Annotated in this window: 21 protein-coding genes; 6 read left to right on the top strand and 15 right to left on the bottom strand. The window is 72.4% G+C overall.

Annotation, left to right across the window (positions count from 1 at the left end; translation table 11 throughout):
* Positions 1–9 precede the first annotated feature (9 nt).
* The 9 genes from AB0O53_RS20130 to AB0O53_RS20170 form a co-directional block, all read right to left on the bottom strand.
* The gene (locus AB0O53_RS20130) at positions 10–798 is read right to left on the bottom strand and encodes a thioesterase II family protein (RefSeq protein ID WP_350994149.1); all 789 of its coding nucleotides are present in this window, start codon (positions 796–798) and stop codon (positions 10–12) included.
* A gap of 364 nt (positions 799–1,162) precedes the next feature.
* A complete protein-coding gene (locus AB0O53_RS20135) occupies positions 1,163–1,960 on the bottom strand; it encodes an ABC transporter permease (protein WP_030838603.1) in 798 nt (265 codons plus the stop codon).
* Positions 1,957–2,970 carry an ATP-binding cassette domain-containing protein gene (locus AB0O53_RS20140; protein WP_350994151.1) on the bottom strand — a complete coding sequence of 338 codons (1,014 nt, stop codon included), beginning with the start codon at positions 2,968–2,970 and terminating at the stop codon, positions 1,957–1,959. Before AB0O53_RS20140 ends, AB0O53_RS20135 begins: the two co-directional genes overlap by 4 nt.
* Positions 2,971–3,015: 45 nt before the next feature.
* Entirely contained in the window at positions 3,016–3,864 is an 849-nt protein-coding gene (locus AB0O53_RS20145) for a DUF4097 family beta strand repeat-containing protein (RefSeq protein WP_365197154.1), read from the bottom strand.
* 134 nt (positions 3,865–3,998) lie between these two features.
* Positions 3,999–4,532 (bottom strand): toxin-antitoxin system HicB family antitoxin, encoded by a 534-nt coding sequence (locus tag AB0O53_RS20150; protein WP_350994155.1) that lies wholly within the window; start codon positions 4,530–4,532, stop codon positions 3,999–4,001.
* Positions 4,533–4,868: 336 nt separating this feature from the next.
* Positions 4,869–5,723, bottom strand: coding sequence for a dimethylargininase (gene ddaH, locus AB0O53_RS20155; RefSeq protein ID WP_365197157.1), 855 nt, complete (start codon positions 5,721–5,723; stop codon positions 4,869–4,871).
* A 104-nt stretch (positions 5,724–5,827) separates the two neighbouring features.
* Positions 5,828–6,328 (bottom strand): hypothetical protein, encoded by a 501-nt coding sequence (locus AB0O53_RS20160; protein WP_365197160.1) that lies wholly within the window; start codon positions 6,326–6,328, stop codon positions 5,828–5,830.
* A 60-nt stretch (positions 6,329–6,388) separates the two neighbouring features.
* Positions 6,389–6,886 (bottom strand): nuclear transport factor 2 family protein, encoded by a 498-nt coding sequence (locus tag AB0O53_RS20165; RefSeq protein ID WP_351000713.1) that lies wholly within the window; start codon positions 6,884–6,886, stop codon positions 6,389–6,391.
* The gene (locus AB0O53_RS20170; RefSeq protein ID WP_351000710.1) at positions 6,883–7,617 is read right to left on the bottom strand and encodes an SDR family oxidoreductase; all 735 of its coding nucleotides are present in this window, start codon (positions 7,615–7,617) and stop codon (positions 6,883–6,885) included. The genes AB0O53_RS20165 and AB0O53_RS20170 overlap by 4 nt, the downstream gene beginning before the upstream one ends.
* Before the next feature lie 192 nt (positions 7,618–7,809).
* Here AB0O53_RS20170 and AB0O53_RS20175 point away from each other — a divergent pair, with 192 nt between their 5' ends.
* Positions 7,810–8,622 (top strand): helix-turn-helix domain-containing protein, encoded by an 813-nt coding sequence (locus AB0O53_RS20175; RefSeq protein ID WP_365197163.1) that lies wholly within the window; start codon positions 7,810–7,812, stop codon positions 8,620–8,622.
* 69 nt (positions 8,623–8,691) lie between these two features.
* Here the strand turns inward: AB0O53_RS20175 and AB0O53_RS20180 are convergent, their stop codons facing one another.
* The 4 genes from AB0O53_RS20180 to AB0O53_RS20195 all read right to left on the bottom strand — a co-directional run bounded on the left by AB0O53_RS20180 (position 8,692) and on the right by AB0O53_RS20195 (position 14,229).
* The gene (locus tag AB0O53_RS20180) at positions 8,692–10,272 is read right to left on the bottom strand and encodes a flotillin family protein (protein WP_365197167.1); all 1,581 of its coding nucleotides are present in this window, start codon (positions 10,270–10,272) and stop codon (positions 8,692–8,694) included.
* A 68-nt stretch (positions 10,273–10,340) separates the two neighbouring features.
* A complete protein-coding gene (locus tag AB0O53_RS20185) occupies positions 10,341–10,850 on the bottom strand; it encodes an NfeD C-terminal domain-containing protein (RefSeq protein WP_365197170.1) in 510 nt (169 codons plus the stop codon).
* Between the two features lie 142 nt (positions 10,851–10,992).
* Positions 10,993–12,081, bottom strand: a complete 1,089-nt coding sequence (locus AB0O53_RS20190; RefSeq protein WP_365197334.1) for a PucR family transcriptional regulator — start codon at positions 12,079–12,081, stop codon at positions 10,993–10,995.
* Positions 12,082–12,216: 135 nt separating this feature from the next.
* Positions 12,217–14,229 (bottom strand): UvrD-helicase domain-containing protein, encoded by a 2,013-nt coding sequence (locus AB0O53_RS20195; RefSeq protein ID WP_365197173.1) that lies wholly within the window; start codon positions 14,227–14,229, stop codon positions 12,217–12,219.
* A 325-nt stretch (positions 14,230–14,554) separates the two neighbouring features.
* On the opposite strand from AB0O53_RS20195, the gene AB0O53_RS20200 reads away from it, so the two are divergent.
* Positions 14,555–15,706, top strand: coding sequence for an EcsC family protein (locus AB0O53_RS20200; RefSeq protein ID WP_351000696.1), 1,152 nt, complete (start codon positions 14,555–14,557; stop codon positions 15,704–15,706).
* Between the two features lie 22 nt (positions 15,707–15,728).
* On the opposite strand, the gene AB0O53_RS20205 is transcribed toward AB0O53_RS20200, so the two are convergent.
* Positions 15,729–15,908, bottom strand: a complete 180-nt coding sequence (locus AB0O53_RS20205) for a hypothetical protein (RefSeq protein ID WP_365197176.1) — start codon at positions 15,906–15,908, stop codon at positions 15,729–15,731.
* A 133-nt stretch (positions 15,909–16,041) separates the two neighbouring features.
* On the opposite strand from AB0O53_RS20205, the gene AB0O53_RS20210 reads away from it, so the two are divergent.
* From AB0O53_RS20210 to AB0O53_RS20225, 4 genes are all read left to right on the top strand, one after another.
* Positions 16,042–18,459, top strand: a complete 2,418-nt coding sequence (locus tag AB0O53_RS20210; RefSeq protein ID WP_351000691.1) for an AAA family ATPase — start codon at positions 16,042–16,044, stop codon at positions 18,457–18,459.
* Positions 18,456–18,881: a hypothetical protein gene (locus tag AB0O53_RS20215; protein ID WP_351000688.1), complete on the top strand. Its 426-nt coding sequence runs from the start codon at positions 18,456–18,458 to the stop codon at positions 18,879–18,881. Before AB0O53_RS20210 ends, AB0O53_RS20215 begins: the two co-directional genes overlap by 4 nt.
* A gap of 96 nt (positions 18,882–18,977) precedes the next feature.
* Positions 18,978–20,792 (top strand): DUF4357 domain-containing protein, encoded by a 1,815-nt coding sequence (locus tag AB0O53_RS20220; RefSeq protein WP_351000686.1) that lies wholly within the window; start codon positions 18,978–18,980, stop codon positions 20,790–20,792.
* On the top strand, positions 20,789–22,000 hold the full coding sequence (locus AB0O53_RS20225; protein WP_365197179.1) for an McrC family protein: 1,212 nt from the start codon (positions 20,789–20,791) through the stop codon (positions 21,998–22,000). The genes AB0O53_RS20220 and AB0O53_RS20225 overlap by 4 nt, the downstream gene beginning before the upstream one ends.
* A 130-nt stretch (positions 22,001–22,130) precedes the next feature.
* Here AB0O53_RS20225 and AB0O53_RS20230 read toward each other — a convergent pair whose 3' ends face one another.
* Positions 22,131–22,808 (bottom strand): 4'-phosphopantetheinyl transferase family protein, encoded by a 678-nt coding sequence (locus tag AB0O53_RS20230; RefSeq protein WP_365197181.1) that lies wholly within the window; start codon positions 22,806–22,808, stop codon positions 22,131–22,133.
* Positions 22,809–22,880 lie beyond the last annotated feature (72 nt).

The raw sequence follows: 22,880 nt of genomic DNA on the forward strand, positions 1-22,880 counted from the left end.
ATCGGGAGCCTAAGGCTCCAGAACCGTTCCGGCGATGAATTCGAGCAGCTCGGAGTCCAGTCCGGGCTCGAAGAGATAGAAATGCCCGCCGGGGTAGACGCGCAGGTCGAACGCGGTGTCCGTGTGGGCGCCCCAGGTCTCCATCTCGCCCCGCGGCGCCCTGCTGTCGGTCTCCCCGACCAGGGCGGTGATGGGGACGTCGAGACGGGCGTCGACGGGCATGGTGTGCCGCTCCCAGAGCGTGAAGTCGTCCATGACGGGCGGCAGCAGGGCCTCCAGGGCGTCCTCGTCCTCGGCGAGCTCCTCGTCGAAGCCGCCGAGCCGCAGCACCTCCGCCCGGAACTCCTCTTCGGAGAGTCCGTGCAGCTGGGGGCGGTCGCGGAAGGGTACGGGCGAGGCCTGTCCGGAGACGAACAGGTGGGCCGGCCGGGGGCCGCCGCGGGTCTGGAGGGCCAGGGCCAGCTCGAAGGCGAGCAGGGCTCCGCAGGAGTGGCCGAAGAAGGAGAAGGGGCCGTCCAGTACGGGCCGCAGGGCCTGCGCCAGCGCGCGGACGAGCGGCCCGACCTCGGTGGCGGGGTCCTCCAGGATCCGGTTCTGCCGGCCGGGAAGTTGCACGGCGACCACCTCGATGTCGGCGGGGAGCCGGTGCACCCAGTCGCCGAAGGCTCCGGCGCCGCCTCCCGCCTGGGGGAAGCAGACCAGTTGGTGGAGGTGTCCGGGCCGCCTGGCCCGCCAGATGAAGGGGCTTTCGACGACGAGTCCGGCGCCGGTTTCCGTTGCGTGGCTGCGCGTGTGCATGGCCATTCCCCTCTGCGGTGTGTCGGGCGGAAGCGGGAAGTACGAAGAGGGAAACGGAATACGCGCTACGAACATGCTGAACGCGATGCCGGATTCAAGGGCTCAGGGGCCGGTCCGGATCTGCCGTGAATTGTTTCCCCGCTCTTCCGGATTGATCGTAGGAGTGGCCCGGGGGTGGGGCAAGGAATGCCCGCACTGCTCTGCCGCGGCGGCACTGGTGAGCGATTCCTGCTTGCGTTTTCGGCCACCGTGTCCCGTTGTCCGTGCCGGCCGTCCTGTCGACGGGACGGCCGGCACGCGGAACGGGGCCGCCCGGCCTTCGGCCGGGCGGCCCCGTTCACGTTGCGGTGCGTGCAGCGGATCCCTAGATCTTCGCCTCGCGCTTGAAGGCCGAGCGGGCCCACAGGAAGCCGAGGAGGCTGAGGACGACGCCCCAGCCCAGCGCCAGCCAGGCGCTGTTGCCGATCTCCGTGCCCATGAGCAGGCCGCGGAGGGTGTCGGTCATCGGGGTGAAGGGCTGGTACTCGGCGAACCAGCGCAGGCCGACCGGCATGGACTCCGGCGGGACGATGGCGCTGCCGAGGAAGGGCAGGAAGGTCAGCGGCATGGGGGCGTTGCTCGCCGCCTCGACGCTGCTGGATCCCAGGCCGATGGCCGCGGACAGCCAGCTGAGGCCGAAGGCGAGGAGGGCGAGGATGCCGAGGGCGGCGAGCCACTCGACGAAGGTGGCGTTGGGGCGGAAGCCCACCAGGAGGGCGACGCCGATGACCAGGACCAGGCTGATCATGGTCTGGATGACGTTGCCGACGACGTGCCCGGTCAGCACGGAGGACTTCGAGATCGACATGGTCCGGAAGCGGTTGATGATGCCTTCGGTCATGTCCGTGCAGACGGAGACGGCGGTCGAGACGGCGCCGGCGGTGGCGGCCATCAGGAGGATGCCGGGGGCGACGAAGTTGGTGTAGTCGCCCCGGTCCCCCGTGCCGCCGCCCGGCAGTTCGATGCCGGCGCCGAGCGCGCCGCCGAAGACGTAGACGAAGAGCAGGAGCATCAGGATCGGCATGGCGACGATCGAGATGGTCATCGAGGGGTAGCGCTGCGCGTGCTTGAGGTTGCGGCGCAGCATCGTCATCGAGTCGCGCATCGCGTACGTGGTGCTCATCGGCGGGCCTCCTGCGCCGTGTGGGCCGGGCCGGGAACGGTGGTCGCGTGGTGGCGCGAGCCGTCACCGGTCAGGGCGAGGAAGACGTCGTCCAGGTCGGGCGTGTGGACGGTCAGTGCGTCCGCCTCGACTCCGGCGCTCTCCAGCAGGTCGAGTACGGAGCGCAGCGCCGGGATGCTGCCGTCGCTGGGGATCTGGAGGGTGAGCTTCTCCTCGTCGCGGGCGCCGGGGCCGAGGGCGAGGCGGCGGGCGGCGGCGTCGAGGCCGAGCACGTCGGAGAACTGGAGGCGGATGTGGCCGCCGGGGATGCGGCGCTTGAGCTCGTCCGCGGTGCCCTCGGCGACGATCTTGCCCTTGTCGAGGACGGCGATCCGGTCGGCGAGCTGGTCGGCCTCCTCCAGGTACTGCGTGGTGAGGAAGATGGTCACGCCCTGGGCGGTGAGCTGCTGGATCAGGTGCCACATGGTGCGGCGGCTGCGGGGGTCGAGTCCGGTGGTCGGCTCGTCGAGGAAGATCAGGCTGGGGTTGCCGACGAGGGTCATCGCGAGGTCCAGCTTGCGGCGCATGCCTCCGGAGAAGGTGGAGGCCATCTTGCCGGCGACTTCGGTGAGTTCGAACTGCCGCAGTAACTCGGCGGTGCGGCGCTTGCCCTCCGCGCGGTCGAGGTGGTGCAGGTCCGCCATGAGGAGCATGTTCTCCTCGGCGGTCAGCAGTCCGTCGACCGCCGCGAACTGGCCGGTGACACCGATCCTGGCACGAATGGCGTCCGCGCTGCGCTGCAGCGAGTGCCCCACGACGCTCGCCTCGCCGCCGTCGGCGGAGATGAGCGTCGAGAGGATCTGGACGGTGGTGGTCTTCCCCGCGCCGTTCGGACCGAGGAGCGCGAAGATCGTGCCCGCCTGCACGTGCAGGTCAATCCCGTCGAGTACGAGCTTCTCGCCGTACGACTTGCGCAGGCCGACTGCGCTGATCCCCTGGGGCGGGGCCTTCTGTTCGGTCGCGGCACTCATCGTGCCCCCTCCATTTCGTAGCTGTCGCGAGGCAGAGCTCTGACGTCAGGCGCCGTGCGCACGCTGGATGGTGATGTCGCCGAGGCTGGTCCTCGCGTGCACCTTGACGGTCTCCGCGCCCTCGGTGGGGCCTTCGGCGGATCCGAGGGTGCTGTAGACCGTCCCGGACTGGGAGTTGATGTCGAGCCAGGCGGCAGTCCCCTGGCGGATCCCGACTTCGAGGTTGCCGGCTTTAGTCTGGAGCTCGACGGTGCCCCGCGCCACTTCCTCGATGCGTACGTGGCCGTTCGAGCCCTTTGACGCCACGGACCCTTGCGCCCGGCCGACGGTGATGTTTCCATTGGCGACCTTCAGTCGCAGATCGCCCGCCACGTCGTCCAGCCACGTGTTGCCGTTGGAGTTCTTGATGTCGGCGTCGCCGCCGATGGTGCGGATCCTGACCTCGCCGGAGCCGGTGGTGACGTCCACGTCGCCCGCCGCCGTGTCGAGCTGGATGTCGCCGTGCTGGGTCTTGAGCCGCGCCGGGCCGGTCCGGTCGAGGCGGATGTAGCCGGCGCTGGTGCGCACCTCGCACTCGCCCAGCGTTCCCTTGCAGGTGATGTCGCCCATCTCCAGCGTGCCGACGAGACGCGAACCCTGCGGCAGGGCGACGTCGACGGTGACCGAGCCGCGGGCGCTGAAGAGGCCGCGTGCCTTGGGGGTGCGGATCGTCAGGTTCCCGTCGGCGAAGTCGACCTTCGCCTCCTCGGCGGCGCGCTGGTCGTCCTTGTCGCCGGCGGTGCGCGGGTGGATCTCGACGACGGTGTCGGTGCGGTCCGTGGCGCTGATCCGGGCGACTCCGACCTCGACGTGGATGGTCGCGGTGATGGGTCCCTTGGTCTCGTAAGAAGGCATGGCTGTCCCGTCCTCGTGGGTCTGGTGGCCGCCCCCGCTCCGGGGACGTGAAGAGGGCGCGGGAGTGGTCGGCTCCCGCACTCCGGTGTCGTGTCGTGTCCCGGCGCCGCCCCCTGCGGCGCCGGGTCGCCGTACTAGCTCACCCAGCCGGTGAAGCTCCGCCGGCCGCTGCCGCGCCGGGGCGCCTGGGTCTCGGCCGGCCGTCCGCCGCCGGTCTCCAGGGCGCCCGAAACCGCCCTGACGAGCCAGGCGTTGAGGGAGAGCCCCTCACGCGCCGCCGCCTGTTCGGCGCGCGTCTTGACGTGGCCGGGGAGCCGGAGGTTGATGCGTGCGGTGCTGCTGTCCTCCCCTTCCGGCGCGAGCGGTACGGCGGGCAGTGCGGCGGGGGTCTCGTCGAAGCCGCCGGCCTCGAAGGGCTCCTCCCCGGGCGGGGCCGTCACGACGAACTCGGGCTCGAGCCCGCGCAGCCGTACGTCGACCGAGCCGGGAGCGAGCTCCCGGGTGACCTCGCCCATGGCGTCCGACAGGGCGGTCAGGAGGGTGAGCCTGGCTGCCGACTCTAGCGGGGCGGTGAGGCGCTCGGCGAGAGCGCGGGCTTCGTCGCCACCTGCTTCGGCGGCCACCGCGAGCTCGTGCCGAAGGCTTGCGACATAGGGGCTGAGGTCCATGTGCCCAGCATGACACACAGATGGCGCCATGGCGAGCCAATCTGGCACCACATGCGCCGCCATTTGCGAAGTCGCAGGTCAGAGCGTGTGCCACTACTGAGCCAAGCTGAGCCACCCGGCGCCACTTGGCACCACCGGGCCCACCCCGAGGGGGTGCGGGGGTGCAGGGCGTCGCGATATCCGCTTTCCGTGGGCGCGTGAATTCAAAAACATCCGCAGTAGCGCATAAGAATTCACGAAGGAGGTGCGCGCGGGAGGGCGGGGCGGAGATACCGCTGCGATGTCGTCCCGTCGACGGGACGACACCGCAGCGGTATCAGGAATTGTCCGGGGTGATTACCGGGCGGGGTCCGAACCGGAAAGCGGCTCCGGCGCCGGACGCAGTTCGAGCGTGCAGCACTTGGCGCTGCCGCCGGCCTTGAGCAGCTCGGACAGGTCGACGCCGATCGGCTCGAACCCGCGCTCGGCGAGCTGGGCGGCCAGCCCCCGGGCCTGCTCGGGCAGCACCACGTGCAGGCCGTCGGAGACGGCGTTCAGACCGAACGCCGCCGCGTCGGCCTCCTCGGCCAGGATCGCGTCGGGGAACCGCTCGGCGAGCACGTCGCGGCTCTCCGGGGAGAACGCCGCCGGGTAGTACATGACCTCGTCGCGGTCGAGGACCGAGAGCGCGGTGTCGAGGTGGTAGAAGCGCGGGTCGACCAGCGTCAGCCCGAGGACCTGCCGCCCGAAGAACTCCTGCGCCTCCTGCTGCGAGCGCGGGTCGCTGCGGAACCCGCTGCCCGCCAGGAGCGTGTCGCCGACGAGCAGGAAGTCGCCCTCGCCCTCGTTCACGTACTCCGCCTGCCGGACCTCGGCCCACCCCCGCTCCGCGAACCAGTCCAGGTACGCCGGAGACTCCCCGGCCCGGTAGTCGTGCCGGAAGCGGGCGACCAGCACCCGCCCGTCGAGCACGGTCGCCCCGTTGGCCGCGAACACCATGTCCGGCAGGTCGGGCACCGGCTCGATGAGGTCGATCCGGTGCCCGAGCTCGACGAACAGGTCGTGCAGCCGCTTCCACTGGGAAAGGCTGGTTTCCGTCACCGTGGGCTTCGTGGGATCCATCCACGGATTGATCGAATACCGTACGTCGAAGTAATGCGGACGGCACATCAGATAATGCCGCGGCCTTGCCGTTCGCCCTGATTGGCTCATGGTTTCCCTCGATGCGGAGTCGGTGCACGGATACCTCGTGCCACGATATCCGCGCCGCCGCCACACTCAATAGGAGCGGGTGAACAGGTGGCCAATTTCCGGTTTCAGGGCATGGCTTCCAGTACGGCGTCCAGGGTGAGCCTCCACGCCGGCTCGGCGCCGGTCCCGAACGCCGCGGCGAGCGCGTACCCGACGGCCGCGTCGTACCCCTGCGGTTGTCCGTCCTCCCACTCGGCGCTCACCCGCCCGTCCCCGGTCGAGACGAACAGCCCGAGGTCCACGCCGCCGCGCGACAGCCGGCTGCCGTCGAGCGAGACGGGGACGAACCGGTGCTCGCCCACGTCGACCCGGTAGGACCCGCGGGTCAGGAACCCCTTGGAGGGCATCAGCTCCACCTCCTCGCCCGCGATCCGCATCACCAGGCTCGCGGGATCCCGGGTGCCTATGGGCACGTGGCTCTCCACCTCCGCCCCGCCGGTCCGCTCCATCACGACGCGTGGCACCCGGTCGCCGGTGACGACGAGGGTCCCCGCCTCGTGGTCGAGTTCGACGCTCACCGTCCCGAACAGGGCGTCCTCGGTGGGCGGGTGGGAGTACGACTGCATCAACGTTCCTTGCTCTGCGGTGCTGGAGACACCATTGTCGGGGGCACCGGCACCACAAGATCAACTACTCGGGTGCCGTGCCTCGCGGAAGGCCTCGGGACCGGAGTCCTCCCCAGCGGTCCACAGGACGCCGAGCCGCTGGCGGGTCAGCAGCCAGCGGCCGTCCGCGCCCCGCCGGAACTCCCAGTCGTACGGGCCTCCCATGGAGTACGGCGCGGACCCCGCCGGCCCGCCCGTGACGGCGACGAACCACATGTAGCCGATGCCGGTCGCCCGGTCCCCGTCCACCTCGAAGTGCGTGTTCAGGATGTGGTGCTGCATGCCCGGGAAGGGCGCCTCCGCCTCCTCCACCTTCGCCCGGATCGCCTCGCGGCCGCATATCTCCCCCCACGGCCCGAACTCCAGCACCGCGTCCTCGGCCCAGCACTCGATCCAGGTGCGCCAGTCCTTGCCGTCCAGCGCCCGCCACCCCCGGACCAGCAGCCCGCGCAGGGCTTCCTTGTCCTCCAGCACCCGCAGCCGCCGGGCCGGGCCGTCGCACTCTCCCGCGGCGGTCACTGCGCGCTCGCGACGGGACGGACGACGAGCTCGTTGACGTCGACCTCCGGCGGCCGGGACACCGCGTACGCGATGGCGTCCGCGACGGCGGAGGCCGGCAGCGCCACCGCGCGGTAGGCCTTCATGGCCGCCCTCGCCTCGGGATCGCCGATGCCGTCGGCCAGTTCGGACTCGGTCACCCCCGGGGAGACGAGGGTGACCCGGACGCTCCCGCCGGACTCCTGCCGCAGCCCTTCGGAGATCGCCCGTACGGCGAACTTGGTGGCGCAGTACACGGCCGCGGTGGGCGAGACCTCGTAGGCGCCCACGGAGGCGATGTTCACGATGTGCCCGGCGCCCTGGGCGCGCATCACGGGCAGCGCGGCGGCGATCCCGTGCAGCACCCCCCGCACGTTCACGTCGATCATCCGGTCCCACTCCCCGACCTCCAGCGCGGCCAGCGGCGAGAGCGGCATCACCCCGGCGTTGTTGACCAGCACGTCCACCCGCCCGTACCGCTCGCCCGCCGCGGCCACGAAGCCGCGTACGTCCCCGGCGTCGGTGACGTCGAGCCGCCGGAACGCCGCGGTGCCGCCCGCCGCGCCGATCTCCCGGCTCAGCGCCTCCAGCCGCTCGGTGCGCCGCGCCCCGAGCAGCAGCCGGTGCCCGTCGGCGGCGAGCCGCCGTGCGGTCGCCTCGCCGATCCCGCTGCTCGCCCCGGTGATCGCCACGACCTTGGGTTCGATCCTCATGCCTGCCCTGCTCCTCGTCCTCGGTCGGGGCGGGTCCGTCCTGCCCCCGGCCGAGTCTTCGCGGGCCGAAGGCGCCCGGCCAGGAAGCGGGTTGCCGGGGTGCGGGTTGCCGGGACGCGGGTTGCCGGGGCGCCGTCTGCCGGGGTGCGACACACCCAGGCACGGCCCGCCCCCGCCGCCTAACCTGGGGCCATGACCACGACCAGGACGGACCGGGCCCTCGGAGAGTTCCTCCACGCGCGCAGGGCGGCCCTGCGACCGCAGGACGTCGGGATGGCCAGCCACGGCGTGCGCAGGGTCGCCGGCCTGCGCCGCGAGGAGGTCGCCGTCCTGGCCGACGTCAACGTGGACTACTACGCCCGCCTGGAACAGGGCCGCGAGCGGCACCCCTCCCCGCAGGTCCTCGACGCGCTCGCGCACGCCCTGCGGCTGCGCCCCGACGCCCATGCCCACCTGCACCGGCTGGCCGGCTCACCGCCGGCCGACCGCCCGGCCACCGACCTGGTCGACCCGGATCTGCGGCGGCTCCTCGACGGCTTCCCCGGTCGCCCGGCGTTCGTCGTCAACGCCGCCCTGGACATCCTGGCGGCCAACGACTGCGCCCGGGCCCTGCACGCGCCGTTCGCGCCGGCGGACAACCTGGCCCGCATGGTCTTCCTCGACCCGGCGGGCCGCCGCTTCTACACGGACCGGGCCGCCACGTCCCGGGCCACGGCCGGCCACCTCCGCGAGGCCTGCGGCATCACCCCCGGCGACCCCCGCCTGCGCGACCTCGTGCGCACCCTCACCACGCTCAGTCCGGAATTCGCCCGCCTGTGGACCACCCACGACGTCCTGGCCAAGACCGGGGGCGCGAAGCGCCTCCACCACCCGGTGGCCGGTCCGCTGACCCTGACGTACCAGTCCTTCGACGTCCGCGCCGCCCCGGGCCAGCAGCTGATCGTCTACCAGCCCGCCCCCGGCACCCCGACCGCGGAGGCCCTCGCCCTGCTCGGCGCGGCGTAGGGACCGCGGGTCCGGCCGTCGCAGCCGTGCGGCCGCACCGGAGGTCCGGTACGGCCGCTCGACGGTCCGTCAGTCGGTGATGGGGATGGCGCCGTTCACGGGAACCGGTGCCGCTCCCGCCCCGCCCCTCTCGCCCGTCCCGTCCGTCCCGTCCGTCCTACCGGACTTCCCGGCCTTTCCGGCCTTGTCCGCGGCCAGGCCGCGGAGCATCCCGCCGAGGTCCATCCCGGTTGCGGATCCGAGCAGTTCGACCCCCTGGGCCACGTTCTCCGTGACCGTGCGGGAGAGCCGGGAAGCGCCGTCGGTGGAGATGACGGTCATCTTGTCGATCGCACCGAGCGGTTCGGCGGCCTTGGCCACGATCTGCGGCAGGGCCTCCACCATCATCTGGAGCATGGCCGCGTCCCCGTACTTCTCGAAGGCGTCGGCCCGCTTCTGCATCGCGTCGGCCTCCGCCGCACCCTTGGCGGCGATGGCGGCGGCCTCGGCGTCGCCCTCCAGGCGGACCGCGTCGGCGATGGCGGCCCGGCGGGCCCGCTCGGCCTCGCCGCGCTTGGCGCCCTCGATGGCCTCGGCCTCCGCCAGGGCCTGCCGGCGCTGCTTCTCGCCCTCACCGGTCAGGCGGGCGCGCTCCGCCTCCGCCTCGGCGGCCGCAATCCCGGCCAGGCGCTCGCCCTCCGCCTGCTTGACCCGGGCGATGCGCTGGGCCTCCGCCTGCTGTTCGGCCTCGTAGCGCCGGGCGTCGGCGGGTTTGCGCACCTGCGTGTCGAGCTGACGGTCGGTCAGTGCCGCCTGCCGCTCGGCCACCTTCTCCTGCTCGGTGAGGATCTGCTGCTGCCGGTCGGCGTCGGCGAGCGGACCGGCCGCGCTCGCCCGGGCCGCGGCCGCGTCGGTCTCGGCCTTGATCTCCGCCTGGCGCAGGTAGAGGGTGCGCTGCGCCAGCGCGATCTCCTCCTCCGCCTTGAGCCGGGCCTGCTCCGCCGCCCGCCGGGCGTTGGCCTCCGCGATGTCGGCCTCCTGCCGGGCCCGGGCGGCCTCGGGACGGCCCAGGTCCTCCAGGTAGGAGCCCTCGGTGGTGATGTCCTGGATCTGGAAGGCGTCCAGGACCAGGCCCTGCCCGGAGAGGCTGGCCTCCGCCTCCTCCGCGACCTGGCCGGCGAACGCGGCCCGGTCGCGGATGACGTCCTCGACCGACATGCGGCCGACGATCGCGCGCAGCGCGCCGGAGAGCACCTCCTGGGTGAAGCCGACAATCCCGTCCTGCTGCCGCAGGAAACGCTGGGCGGCGGCCCTGATGGCGTCCTCGGTCCCGCCGACCTTGACGATGGCCACCCCTTCGAGGTTGGCCTTGATGCCGCGCAGGGTGACCGCGCCGCGCACGGCGACGGGGATGTGCCGGCTGGACAGGTCCAGGCTGTAGCGCTGCTGGACGAACGGGACGACGAACACGCCCCCGCCGACGACGACCTTCTGGCCGCTGTTGTCGGTGAAGACCTGCCCGGTGTCCGGGTCGGTGGACCGCTTCCCGCGGCGGCCCGTGATGATGAACGCCTCGCTGGGCCCGGCCACCTTGTACCGGGTGACGACGACGAGGGCCAGCAGGACCAGGAGTACGACGACCCCGATGGCTGCGGCGGCAACTGGACTCATGTGGATTTCCCCCCTGCCTCCGCGAAGGGGCAGATCGGTGATGGACGTGAAGCGGGCGGAACGATGCGTCAGCGCTCGATGGCGCGGACGGCGACCGAGGTGTCCGACGGGGCCGCCGTCACCCAGATCTCTGCCCCGCGCTCCAGCGGGGCGTCGGCGGTCGCGGCGTACTTGACGGGCTGCCCCGCCAGCGACAGCAGCACCTCGCCGTAGCCGCCGTGCGGGATGGCGGTGACCACGCGTCCGGCGACCCCGACCAGGTCCGCCCGCTGCGGGGCGCGCCCGCTGCCGTCGCGGAGCAGGGCCCGGCTCAGGCGGTACGTCGCCCAGGCCGCTCCCGCTCCGGCCGCGGCACCCGCGGCGGCCGCCGCTCCCGGCCCGAGTCCCGTGGACCCGAGCACGATCGCCCCCGTGAAACCGAGCATCGATACGAAGCCCGCGACCACCGGGAGCGACAGCCACCCGTCGAACAGTCCGCCCAGAGCGCCGTGGAACACTCCCTCCAGCACTCCGTCGAACACCAGCGCGGTGGCCAGCACCGCGATCCCGCCGATGCCGAGCCCCAGAAACCAGCCCATCGGACACCTCCCCCGTCTGGCCACCGTTTCCGCCGGACACCGACAGATTGCCCGGTGGGCCCGTGGGCGCACATTGCCTGCCGTCGGCAATCTTTACGCGTCTTTGACGCAGACGGCGGTGCCCCGTGCCGGATGCCGGGTCTCAGCCGGCGGAGCCGGCAGAACCTGTGGAACCGGCGGAAGCCGCGACACCGGCGACACCGGCGACACCGGCGGCACCGTCGGCACCGTCGGGCCAGCCGAGGAGGCGCGCCCCGATCGCCGCGGTCTGCAGGGTGTAGCGGTGCCGCGGGTCGGCCGGGTCGTGCCGGGTCAGGACGTGGATGCGCCGGAGGCGGTACGTCAGCGCCCGCACGCTGAGGGACAGCAGGCGGGCGGCCTCGGTGGCCACGCAGCCGGTGTCGAAGTAGGCGTGGAGGGTGTCGAGGAGCGGTCCCGCCCCGCCGCGTGCCTGGCGCAGCGGGCCCAGCGTGCTCTCCACCAGGTCCTCCATGGCCTGCCGGTCGCGGCCCAGGACCGGGTAGACCAGCAGGTCCGCCGCGTGCAGCACCGGGCCGTCCAGGTCCATCCGCACACCGAGGTCGAGGGCGCCCAGCGCCTCCTCGTAGGAGTGGACCACCCCGCCCGGTCCCGGATGGGACCGGCCGATGCCGACCCGGCCGCCGTCGGTCGCCGCGTACGCCCGCTTCGCGAAGTAGGTGAGGACCTCCGGCTGGTCGCCGGACGCCACGCAGACCAGCCGGCCCTCCTTGGTGGCCACCAGGATGTGCCGGTTCCCGAACCGCGCGAGCACCGCTTCCTCGATGCCCCGGGCGACGGGGTACCCGTCGCCGTAGGGCTCCCGCCCCTCGGCCACGGCCACGGCGTGCGCCTGCGACAGCCGCAGTCCGAAGCGCGCGGCCCGCTCCGCCAGCTTGCCGAGATCGCTGCGCCCGTACAGCAGGTCGTCGATGAACTCCCGCCGCGCGGCCTCCTCCTGGCGCACGGCGTTGCTCTGCGCGCGTTCGTAGCCCTCGACGAAGGCGTCCACCGCCCGTTCCGCGACGGCGAACATCCGCACCGCGACGGCCGGGGGCGACTGCGCCTGCGTCTCGTGCGACGCGGCGAGATGGGCCCGTATCAGCAGGCGCAGCCTGACTCCGGCCACGGCCGCCCGCTCGCCCTCCCGTCGGCGGGCCTCCAGTTCGTCGCGCGTGAGGCGGCGGCCCGTCGCACACGCGTCGCCCAGCATCCGCCGGTAGTCCGCCACGAACTCCTCGGCCGCCCGCAGGTCAGGCACTGTCCTCCCCCATTCGTCGCCAGGACTCCAGGGTGACACGGGACGGCGGGCCGCGACCGGACCCGGTACGGGACGATCACACGGGGGTCACCGCTCCGACGGGCCGACGACGCTGCCGAGCCACAGCAGGTCACGGGCCCGGGTCATGGCCACGAACAGCCGGCTGCGCGCGAGCTCCGCACGCTCGCGCGCCGTGTCCGTGTCCGTGCCCGGCGTCCCGGCCGCGGGCCCGGCGTCGTACCGGGGCAGGAAGACGTTCTTGAACTCCAGCCCCTTCGCCCGGCGATAGGTGCCCAGCTTGACGGCGTCGACCGGGTTGCCGTCGTACTGGTCGAGCTGGCACACCGGGATCTCGGCCCGGGCCAGCAGCCGCTGGTAGTGCTCCAGGGCCCGCCGCGAGGGGCACAGCAGCCCGGTGTCGGCGAACGCGCCGCCGGGCAGCGCCCGCAACGCCTCCACCAGTTCGCGGTCGTGCGCGTCCACCGTGGGAGCTGCGACCCGTACGACGTTCCCGTCGTGGTAGGTGAGGTCGACGTCGCGGCGGCCCGGCGTGGGTTCCCCGTCGATGTCCTCGAACGCGTCGTCGGCCACGACCGCGAGGGCCGCGTCCAGGATCTGCCTGCTGTTGCGGTAGTTGGTGCGCAGCACCTGCCCCCGGTCGCCGCGGATGTCGATGCCCGCGTCGGTGAGGCGGAAGCCGCCCGGGTACACGGTCTGCTGGCCGTCGCCGACCAGCAGCAGGCCGTTGGGCGCGTCACCGACGAGCGCGTGCAGGAGCCGCACCCCGACGAGCGTGAGGTCCTGGACCTCGTCCACGATGACGGCCGCGTACGGGGGCCCGCCTCCTTCCTCGGACACCTCGGCGAGGGCGAGCGAGAGCACGTCGTTGAAGTCGTGCACGCCGCGCTCGCGACGCCGTGCCTCGTACTCCTCGAACAGCTCCCACACCCACCGCCGTTGGGTGCGGTGAAGGCCCGCCCTGCGCCGCTTGCGGACGACGTTGGCGTAGTCCTCGAAGCGCGTGAGCCCGCGCCCCTTGATGACGTGGTCGATCTCCTCGCGCCAGTACGCCGGCCCCGGGTCGATCCGGGCCAGCCCGCTCTCGCGGCCGAGGTCCTTCCACGCCAGGCTGAAGGCGGTCTCGGACTTGTCCCCGTTCAGGCGCACCCGTACGCCGCGTTCCTGCAGGAAGTCCTGGGCCCACGCGTGCAGGCTGCGGAAGTCCACCCGGTCGGCGACGGCGGGGGCCATGGTCCGCAGGAAGGTGCCCTGCACGCGGGGCAGGTTGTTGGCGAAGGTGACGTACAGGATGCGGCCGGTCGTACGCCGGGCCAGATGGGCCGCACGGTGCAGGGCGACGACGGTCTTGCCGGTCCCCGCCGGTCCGCTGATGCGCGCCGGGCCGGACCAGTTGCGGCGCACCAGCGCCACCTGATCGGGGTGGAGGAAGGTCATCCACTGCTCGATCGGCGCCCGCCGCGCCCCCTCCAGGGCCGCCTCGCGCAGCCCGTCCAGGTCGAACAGCCCGTCGGGAGGGCCCTGTCGGCCGTCCCCGGACGTCACGCCTTCTTCGAGCGCGAGCCCTTCACACCCCGGGAGGACCCGCTCCAGGTGATCCGCGATCGCTCGGACGGACTCCGCCCGCAGCCGGCGCGGCTGCGCCAGCAGCACGCGCCCCACCTCCTGCTCCCCGAGCAGCCGTATCCGCCCGAGCCCCCGGTCGAGGCTCTGCCCGGGCAGCACCACGACCGGCTGGACCGCCACCGGCGACATCCCGAGCGACGCCACCGCGCTCTCGGCGGCCTTCGTGGCGACGAGCAGCCCGGCCGCGTCCCCGTCCCGCGGCCCACCACCCCCCTCCCGGCCGTCGACCCGGACGACGAACACCCCACCGGGCCCCACCAGCACCAGGTCACCGGTCCCGGACCGCCCGACGAGCAGCCGCCACCCGCGCGCGGTCAGCACCAGCAACTGCGCCAGAACCCGCCGCTCCCCCGCCCCGCCCGCCCCCGACCACCGAACCTGCCGCCGGGCGGCGTCCCACTGCTCGCGCAGTAACCGCTCCTGCCGCCGCGCCTCCTGCGATGCCCCGGCCCCCATGTCGGCCCCCCTCATCCACGGAGCGGCGATCATAGGCCGCAAACCCCCCGTCCCGGCAGAGCGCGTCAGGTCGGCAGGGTCAACTGGTGCAGGGCACGCGGGAGATACGACCGGATCTTCCACAGTGACCGCTCTCTCACCTTCCGTTCTGACACGATGGGCACCTTCGAGCCGGGAGATGCCCCTCGTGAACGGCGAGAGCCGCCTCGCTCGACCCCGAGCCCCCGACTCCCGGCCAGGGCCACGGCAGCGACGGCCGCCCCCTCCTTCGGCCCCCCATCAGCCCGCCCCACCGTTCGTCCCGGAGACAGGAGCGCCACGGACCATGAGCCACTCGCAGGACCCGCAGGACCCGCAGCAGCCCGATCGGCTTCCCTCGGACTACGAGATCGACGCATGGCACGCCGTCCAGAGGTTCAAGGGGCGCCCGCTGTCGCGCGCCATGAGAAACGCCGGTGAGCACGTGGCCAACGGTGTCGCGGGGCTCGGCAAGCGCGCCGCGAAGCAACTGGAGAACCACCCCCGGGCCAGATCGGCGGTCTCGCGCGGACAGGAATTCGTCGCCAAGGGCGCCCACAAGGTCGGCGCCGGAGCGCGAGGAGCAGCCGACGTGCTGCCGGACTGGAGCGGCACCGCCGTGCAGTCCATACGGCAGACGATGGGACGGGTCTCCCGGGCGGGACTCTCCTCCCAGCGGGTGGTGGCCCTCCACAAGAAGCGCGGACACGAGGTCGCATCGCTGCGGGACGTGCGCCGCCTCGACCTCGAACAGGTCGACGCGGTCCGCGGACGGGGCGCGAGCTGGTACTTCCCGGCTGCCGCTGCACTGTCCGGAGCCACCGCGGGACTCGTGATCTCCGGCGGGCAGCTGGTCATCGCCGCCTCCGCCGGCGCTGCGGCGGCGCCGTCGGGAGGGGCGATCGCGGGTGCCTTCGTCGCCGACACCGCGGCCGTGCTCGCGCTGGCGTCCCGGGCCGTCGGTCAGGTGTCGCTGTTCTACGGCTACGACCCCGAGGAACCCGCCGAGAAGCTCTTCGTGCTGTCGGTCGTCAACGCCGGGACGGCGACTTCGGCCACTGCCAAGAACGCCGCGATGGCCGACATCTCGCGGCTCACCCAGGCTCTCTTCCGCGGCAAGGCGTGGAAGGAGCTGAACGAGGCGGTCGTGACCAAGGTGTCCACGGAGTTCGCGAAGGCGTTCGGCTTCCGCCTCACCAAGAAGGGACTGGGCAAGGCCGTTCCCGCGGTCGGGATCGTCGTGGGAGGCACCCTCAACTGGACCACTCTGGAGGGGATCGTCGACGCCGCCGACATGGCGTACCGGCGGCGCTTCCTCCTGGAGAAGTACCCGCACCTCGCCGACGAGGAGGCGTCCGGGCCCTTCCCCGCCGACGGACCCGATGTCCCCGACGACGCCGACGAGGAGATCAGTCTGCTCGGTGAGATCGTCGCGGCGGGCGGCCCCGACCTGCACTGACCCGCTGTCCCGGCAGGACGCGTCAGTCCTCGGCCGCCGACGGACGACCGCCGATGTCGGCGCGTCGCCCGTCGACGCGTCCTGCCGGTACCCCGTTCCCTTGAAGTTCGCGGGCAGGCTCCTGCTCGTCCTGCGCGGCCGCCCGTGTCGTCTCCTGTGCGGCCCTGACCCGGTCGGTCACCTCACGGATGAGCTCGAGCATCCACCCATCGGGGATGTCGTGAACGCATTTCCGAATGTGCGGGAACGTCAATCCACGTTGCCGGTGCCGACACGCGCTCGCCATGCTCGGTGTGCCCAGCACTCTCCGTCACGCCCAGCCCAGGGAATCGCCCATGCCGGATCAGCCCGCTGCCTCGCTCCACGCCCTCCTCCTCGCCCGCCTGGACGCATCCGGCCTCGCACCGGAGGCGCGGGAACTGCTGCGTGAGCTGCTCCCCGACGAGCCCGCCAGGGGGACCGGCGGACACGCGAACCCGGTCCAGTTGCGGTCCATCACCGCGGGCGGCTGGCGCGGTATCGGACCGCGCACCACGCTCGAACTGCCGCCGGGTCCGGGCCTGGTGGTCGTCGCGGGACCCAACGGTTCCGGCAAATCGAGCTTCGCCGAAGCCGCGGAGACGGCGATCACGGGGCGCAACTCCCGGTGGGAGGGGCGACGGGTCGGCGACTGGCAGAAGGGCTGGCGCAACCTGCACAGCCCCGACGTCACACCCGAGGTCGGTGTCGAACTCACCCTCGGTGAGAGGGGCGAAGCCGTCACCGTGCGGCGGACCTGGTTCGGGACCGAGGTCACCGATGCCCGGACCGAGGTCGAGGGCGCCGACCGCTCCGAGCGGAAGTTCGAGGAGGTCATCGACTCGGACGCGCTGGACCTGGCCCGCCCCTTCCTGCCGTACAGCGAGCTCGGCACGATGATCAACGGCACGCTCGGTGGGCTGCACGACGCCTTCTTCAAACTCCTCGGGCTCGAACTGCTCGCCGACTTCGACGGCCGGGTCAAGGACGCCGCCGGCGCGTGCGAGCAGACGGTCAAGCGCGCGGACGCGCTCACCGCGGACCTGCTCGCCGAGCTGGCCGCGCTCGACGACCCCCGGGCCCGCGAGGCCGTGGCGGCCCTGTCGGGCAACAAGGCCGACCTGCAGCGGGTACGGGCAGTACTGGAGCGCGGTGACCGGACGGCCGAATCCGAACTGGCCCGGCTTCGGCAGTACGCCGCTCTGGACGAGCTGGACCTCCGGGAGGTCGACACCGCCGTCGCCGGGCTGCGGGAGGCCGCCGCGCATGCCGAAGAGGCCCGGTACGGCCAGGCCGGCGAGGCCCACCACCTGGCCGGACTCCTGGAAGCGGCGCTGGAGCAGCACCGGCGCTCCCCGGCCTCGGACTGCCCGGTCTGCGGCGCGGAGCAGCGGCTCGACCGGGCGTGGGCCGAACGCGCACGCGCCGAGGTGGACCGGCTCAGGACGGAGGCGGCGGAAGCAGCGGCCGCCGGGCAGAAGGTGACGGACGCGGTCCGGGCCGCCCATGCCCTCGTCCAGCCGGTTCCGGTGTGGCTGAGGGGAGAGACGTCCCCCTTCGCCTCGGTGTGGCAGGAGTGGGCGCAGTGCAGGGATGTCGCCCATCCCCGCGAACTGGCGGAGCGCATCCTGCGCGCCGCGACCGCCCTCGACGACGCCTGCCGCCAGCTGCGGGAGGACGCGGTCCGCCAGCTCGCCGAACACGACGGTGTCTGGCAGCCCGTGTCCGTGCGGCTCACGCAGTGGCTGGCGGTGGCCGAGGCGGCCGAGTGCGCCCGCGAGCGGCGCAAGCACGTGCGCAAGGGACGCGCCTGGCTGCGGCCGATCATCGACGAACTGCGCGACGAGCGGCTGCGGCCCTTCGCCCAGCGGTCCCAGGAGGTGTGGCAGCAGCTGTGCGAACACAGCAGCGTCACCCTCGGCTCCGTGACGCTCGCCGGTACCCCGGGCCGCGGCAGGGTCGAACTGGACGTCTCCGTCGACGACATGTCCGCGCCCGCCTACGGCGTGATGAGCCAGGGCGAGCTGCACTCCCTCGCGCTCTCCCTGTTCCTGCCGCGCGCCACCCACGCGGCGAGCCCGTTCGGCTTCCTCGTGATCGACGACCCCGTGCAGTCCATGGACCCCGAGAAGGTGGAGGGTCTGGCCCGGGTCCTGGACGCCTGTGCCCGCGACCGGCAGGTGATCGTGTTCACCCACGACACCCGGCTCCAGCAGGCCATCTCCCACCTCGGCATCGAGGCGACCGTCCTGCGCATCACCCGTCAGAGCGACTCGGTGGTGGGCGTGGAAACCGTCTCCGACCCGGTGGAGCAGGCGCTCGTGGAAGCGCGGGCCGTCTCCCTCGACCCGGGCCTGCCGCAGGACGTGGCCGACCACGTGCTCCCCGCCATGTGCCGGGTCGTGGTCGAGGCGGCCTGTCTGGAGACCGCCCGACGCAGGCTCCGCGACACCGAGGGGCTCGGGCTGCGGGCCGTGGAGGAACGCGTCCGTTCCCTGGACCGCACCAAGTCGTACGTGGCGCTCGCCCTCCTCGGTGACGCGAGCCGACCCGCCCGGGAGGCCGTCGAGAGGATCCACCCCGGAGGGTGGTCGCTGATCCAGGCCTTCAACTCCGGTTCGCACGCACCTCTTCCGACGGTCGACGACCGGAAGGGGCTGGTGCGCCGAACCGAGGCGCTCGCCAGGGCGATCCGGCGCACGACGGGAACCCAGGGCTGCGGGGGCGCCCGATGAGCGCGTCCCCCGATGCCCTGGTGGCCGCTGCACGCGCCCTCCTCCAGCCTGCCCCCGGCACCGTGCCCACCCTGGCTCCCGGCCTGCGCGCCCGCGCTGCGGCCGTCCTGCTCCGCATGGCGCTCGACCTGGCCCTGGACGCCTACTGGCGGCGGGTCACCCCGTCGATGACCCGGATCGGCAAGCACCGGATGCTCTGCCTGGAGTGGTACGCGGGCCAGGACACCGCCCGCCGCTGCCGCACCACCTGGTCGGCGCTCAGCGCGGCGTGCCACTACCGGGCCTGTGAACTGCCGCCCGCGCCGGCCGAGGTCTGCGCCCGGCTGCCGGAGGTCACCGGCCTCCTCGCGGCACTGGGCGGCGCGGACGGGAAAACCGGCGCCACGCCGCCGCCCGCGCCGGTCACAGGTCCCACTCCTTGACCAGCAGGGCGACCAACAGGCCGGCCAACAGGCCACCCGGCTGCGCCTGCTGGGCATACGCTGCGGACGAGACCGGACCAAGGAAAGAGATGATCCATGGCCCACGAGTATCCGGAGTTCCGGCTGCGCCTGCCGGGCGGTGACGGGGTCGAGCGGGCACGCGGGGTGCTGCTGGACGAGACGGGGACGAACGGGAGCCGGAAGTTCCTCGTACGGGCCGGTTCGCCCGCCCGCGTTCACGTCATGCCGTCGCTCGGCAAGCACTTCAAGGCGCCGGCCGCACGCCGCGAGGAGCTCAGGGCACAGGGCGTGCTCGTACCCTCGCAGCGCTGGCCAGGCTGGCTGGAGCTGACCGAGGACGTCGTGTTCGGTTCGCCGTCGTTCGCGGCCGTGGTCATGGTCGGGGCCCCGCGCAACGGGTGGGAGGAGTGGCGGACCGAGGACGACGGGCCGCTGTCCGACTACATGTCCGGGGTGTGGGCGGGACCCAACCGGCCCTGGCTCGTGCGTGGTTCCAACGTCACCGGGTTCGACCTCGTACAGCGCCTCTGGCTGCCGGAAGGACGTGTCACGCTGGCCGCCTCCAGGCTGAGGCAGGGGCTGCGGCAGGGCGTCAGCAAGGACGAACTGCGCACCGTGGTCCAGGAGGACTACGAGTCGACGGCGACCTACGGCCAGAAGCAGCAGCTCGTCGAGGACCTGCACGCCTTCCTGTCCCGCATGAAGCCGGGCGACGGCGTGTGCACGATCTCCGGCGGCAGGCTGTACGTCGGTCAGATCACCGGTGAGGCCGAGCAGAGCGAGTCCGAGGACCGGCGGTCCAACCTGCGCCGGCCGGTCGAGTGGCGGCCGGTCGGATTCCCCTACGAGGACCTTCCGGAAGAGCTGCAGCAGAAGCTCTCCGTCCAGCACGACGTCGTCGACCTCGCCTCGGTCCAGGCTCATGTCGAGGGCCTCGGCCTCACCGACGAGGAGCTCGCGCAGGAGGCGGACGCGACAGAGTGCGACCCGGTCACGGAGGTCCCCGCGCTGGCGGCCCGGCGGGAGCTGGAGCTGCCCCGGCCGACGGCGGAGCTGGCCGCCGAACTCCTGGTGCACGAGGCCGCATGGCTGCGGGAAGTGCGTGACCTGCTCTGGGACGAGCGACAGCTGGTGCTGTACGGCCCGCCCGGAACCGGCAAGACCTATCTGGCGCTGAAGTTGGCCGAGTTCCTCGGCGGTGGCCCCGAACAGGTCAAGCTCGTGCAGTTCCACCCCTCCTACGCGTACGAGGACTTCTTCGAGGGCTTCCGGCCGCAGGAGGACCCCCGGACGCGCGAGGTCGCCTTCCGGCTCACCGCGGGACCGCTGCGCGAGCTGGCCGACCTCGCCTCCCGCGAGGGCAACCGCCACGTCCCGCACTTCCTGATCATCGACGAGATCAACCGCGCCAACCTCGCGAAGGTGTTCGGTGAGCTGTACTTCCTCCTGGAGTACCGGAACAGGTCGGTGCGGCTCACCTACTCCGGTGACGACTTCGCCCTGCCGCCGAACCTGTTCGTGATCGGCACCATGAACACCGCCGACCGTTCGATCGCCCTCGTCGACGCGGCCATGCGGCGGCGCTTCGCCTTCGTCGAGCTCTCGCCGCGCACCGAACCGACGAGCGGCCTGCTGCGCCGCTGGCTCGCGCGGACGGGCCGCAGCAGCGAGCCGGCCCAGCTGCTCGACGCCCTCAACGCCCGCATCGACGACGCCGACTTCCGCATCGGTCCCTCGTACCTGATGAAGAAGGGCGTCCACCGCGAGGGCGGGCTGGAGCGGACCTGGCGCACCAAGATCCTTCCACTGCTGGAGGAACACCACTACGGCGAGGGTGTCGACGTCGAGAAGCGGTACGGCCTCGCAGCCCTTCGGGAATCGCTGGGGTGAACCGGGTCGTCGAACTCGTCGAGCACGCGCCCCCGTGCTCCGTCGCCCTGCCGGAGGGCATCGGACGGTCCCTGGCGGCGGGTGACATGGTGGATGCCGCCCCCGATCCGCACCTCCCGGGGAGCTGGTCGCTGCGGGCCGGGAGCAAGGTCGGCGCGATGGCCTTCAGCGACCCGGGTACCGGCACCCGGGTCACCGTGCGCGTCATCCCCAAGGTCCCGGTCGCACGCCTGTTCTTCCTCCTCGCCCACGCCCTGAAGCCGGACGACATCTGGCGGGACGGGAGCGTGGACGTCGCCGAGCACAGAGATCTCCTGCCCGCCCTCGCTCACGCCGTGGAACGACAGGTGGACCGGGCGCTGCGGCGGGGGCTTCTCCAGGGCTACCGGGCGTCGGAGGAGTCCTCGCTCGTCGTGCGCGGCCGCATCCGGGAGTCCGAACAGATCCGGCGGCGCTTCGGCGCCACGCTGCCGGTCGAAGTCGCCTTCGACGATTTCACCACGGACATCGCGGAGAACCGCATCCTGCGCGCGGCCGTGGAGCGCCTGCTGCGCCTGCCCGGTGTGACGGCCGACGTACGCCGCAGGCTCCACCACCAGCGCGCCAGGCTCGCCGATGCGGCCGTACTCGTACGCGGGCAACCGCTGCCGGTGTGGCGCCCCACGCGCCTCAACGCCCGGTACCACCAGGCGCTCCACCTCGCCCGCGCCGTCCTGGACGGCACATCGGCCGAGCATGCCGCCGGCGGGCTGCGCGTCGACGGGTTCCTGTTCGACATGAACAGACTCTTCGAGGACTTCGTGACCGTGGCACTGCGGGAGGCCTGCCGCGCCCGCGGTCACGTGGCCCGGCTCCAGGACCCGCATCACCTCGACGAGGCAGCCGCGATCCGCATCAAGCCCGACCTCGTGCTGTACGGGCCGGGCGGTGCGTTGCACGCCGTGGTGGACGCGAAGTACAAGGCCGAGAAGCGGGACGGGTTCCCTGACGCCGACCTGTACCAGATGCTCGCCTACTGCACCGCTCTGGGCCTGCCGACGGGCCACCTCGTGTACGCGAAGGGCAACGCGGCGCACGCGGCCCACACGGTGCGCCGTGCCGGCATCGTCATCCACCAGCACGCCCTCGATCTCGACCAGGATCCCCCCGGGCTGCTGGCGGGCATCGAGGAATTGGCCGACCTACTGATCGACACGCCGCACCCGTGATCGGCGTGCGACAGCCCGGGCGCTGCCGGGCCACAGGACCCGGGCCTCGGCAGCCGTCAGCAGTCGGCTCTGCCGCTCGTCCGAGTGCGAGAACAACACCTCGACTCCCTGCGAGCCCTTGAGCACCGTCCTACCGAGCAACCTGGCGCAGGTGTGGACGTGCAGGCAGGAGGGCGATCGCGGTGAGGGCGATGCCCTGGTCGACGAGCCACCGTCCGTGGAACCCGCGGACCTCGTCCTCTCCGATGCGGGGGCCCGGGACCAGGAACTCGGCGGTGAACGTCCGATCCGCCGGCTGAAAGCCGACCGAGACCGCGCGGAAGTCGAGCCGTCGGCGGGTCAGCGGGAACCAGGTTTTGTAGACGGACTCCTTCGCGGAGAACAGCAGTCGATCCCAGTGCCGGTCGGCACCGAGGCTCGACAGATGCGCCCGTTCCCCGGGGAGGGAGATCATTTCCAGGACCCCTTCCGGGAGCGGCTGGTGCGGTTCGGCATCGATGCCGAGCGCCGTGATCTCGTCGGTTCGAGCGGCCGCCGCGGCCCGGTACCCCAGGCAGTGGGTCATGCTGCCCACGGTCCCGCGCGGCCAGAGTGGCGCGCCCCGCTCTCCCGGCAGCAGCGGCATCGGGGGAATGCCCAATGCGGCCAGCGACTCTCTCGCGCAGCGCCGTACGGTGGCGAACTCGCGTTGACGGACTGCCGCCGCAGCCGCCACCACAGCCGCCTCCTGCGGGAACAGCTCCGCGTCCACGGCGTCGTCGAAGGCATGATGCGCCACCGTCACCGACGGCAGAATTCTCTCGATCAAGGTCGACTCGCCTTGCCGGAGGGCCGGGCCAACGCCATGGCGTCCCGCTTGGACTCCTGCGAGTACCGCTTG

Origin of the sequence: Streptomyces erythrochromogenes (genome assembly GCF_040684695.1) — a bacterium.
In the GTDB taxonomy this organism is placed as follows: Bacteria; Actinomycetota; Actinomycetes; order Streptomycetales; family Streptomycetaceae; genus Streptomyces; species Streptomyces erythrochromogenes_C.

Excerpts from the sequence above, each read along its gene's own strand:
- AB0O53_RS20200 (WP_351000696.1), top strand. The coding sequence starts at position 14,555 with ATGAGCCACTCGCAGGACCCGCAGGACCCGCAGCAGCCCGATCGGCTT.
- AB0O53_RS20135 (WP_030838603.1), bottom strand. The coding sequence starts at position 1,960 with ATGAGCACCACGTACGCGATGCGCGACTCGATGACGATGCTGCGCCGC.
- AB0O53_RS20140 (WP_350994151.1), bottom strand. The coding sequence starts at position 2,970 with ATGAGTGCCGCGACCGAACAGAAGGCCCCGCCCCAGGGGATCAGCGCA.
- AB0O53_RS20210 (WP_351000691.1), top strand. The coding sequence starts at position 16,042 with ATGCCGGATCAGCCCGCTGCCTCGCTCCACGCCCTCCTCCTCGCCCGC.
- AB0O53_RS20195 (WP_365197173.1), bottom strand. The coding sequence starts at position 14,229 with ATGGGGGCCGGGGCATCGCAGGAGGCGCGGCGGCAGGAGCGGTTACTG.
- AB0O53_RS20190 (WP_365197334.1), bottom strand. The coding sequence starts at position 12,081 with ATGCTGGGCGACGCGTGTGCGACGGGCCGCCGCCTCACGCGCGACGAA.
- AB0O53_RS20160 (WP_365197160.1), bottom strand. The coding sequence starts at position 6,328 with ATGCAGTCGTACTCCCACCCGCCCACCGAGGACGCCCTGTTCGGGACG.
- AB0O53_RS20145 (WP_365197154.1), bottom strand. The coding sequence starts at position 3,864 with ATGCCTTCTTACGAGACCAAGGGACCCATCACCGCGACCATCCACGTC.
- AB0O53_RS20150 (WP_350994155.1), bottom strand. The coding sequence starts at position 4,532 with ATGGACCTCAGCCCCTATGTCGCAAGCCTTCGGCACGAGCTCGCGGTG.
- ddaH (WP_365197157.1), bottom strand. The coding sequence starts at position 5,723 with ATGAGCCAATCAGGGCGAACGGCAAGGCCGCGGCATTATCTGATGTGC.
- AB0O53_RS20180 (WP_365197167.1), bottom strand. The coding sequence starts at position 10,272 with ATGAGTCCAGTTGCCGCCGCAGCCATCGGGGTCGTCGTACTCCTGGTC.
- AB0O53_RS20170 (WP_351000710.1), bottom strand. The coding sequence starts at position 7,617 with ATGAGGATCGAACCCAAGGTCGTGGCGATCACCGGGGCGAGCAGCGGG.
- AB0O53_RS20185 (WP_365197170.1), bottom strand. The coding sequence starts at position 10,850 with ATGGGCTGGTTTCTGGGGCTCGGCATCGGCGGGATCGCGGTGCTGGCC.
- AB0O53_RS20205 (WP_365197176.1), bottom strand. The coding sequence starts at position 15,908 with ATGCTCGAGCTCATCCGTGAGGTGACCGACCGGGTCAGGGCCGCACAG.
- AB0O53_RS20220 (WP_351000686.1), top strand. The coding sequence starts at position 18,978 with ATGGCCCACGAGTATCCGGAGTTCCGGCTGCGCCTGCCGGGCGGTGAC.
- AB0O53_RS20175 (WP_365197163.1), top strand. The coding sequence starts at position 7,810 with ATGACCACGACCAGGACGGACCGGGCCCTCGGAGAGTTCCTCCACGCG.
- AB0O53_RS20215 (WP_351000688.1), top strand. The coding sequence starts at position 18,456 with ATGAGCGCGTCCCCCGATGCCCTGGTGGCCGCTGCACGCGCCCTCCTC.
- AB0O53_RS20130 (WP_350994149.1), bottom strand. The coding sequence starts at position 798 with ATGCACACGCGCAGCCACGCAACGGAAACCGGCGCCGGACTCGTCGTC.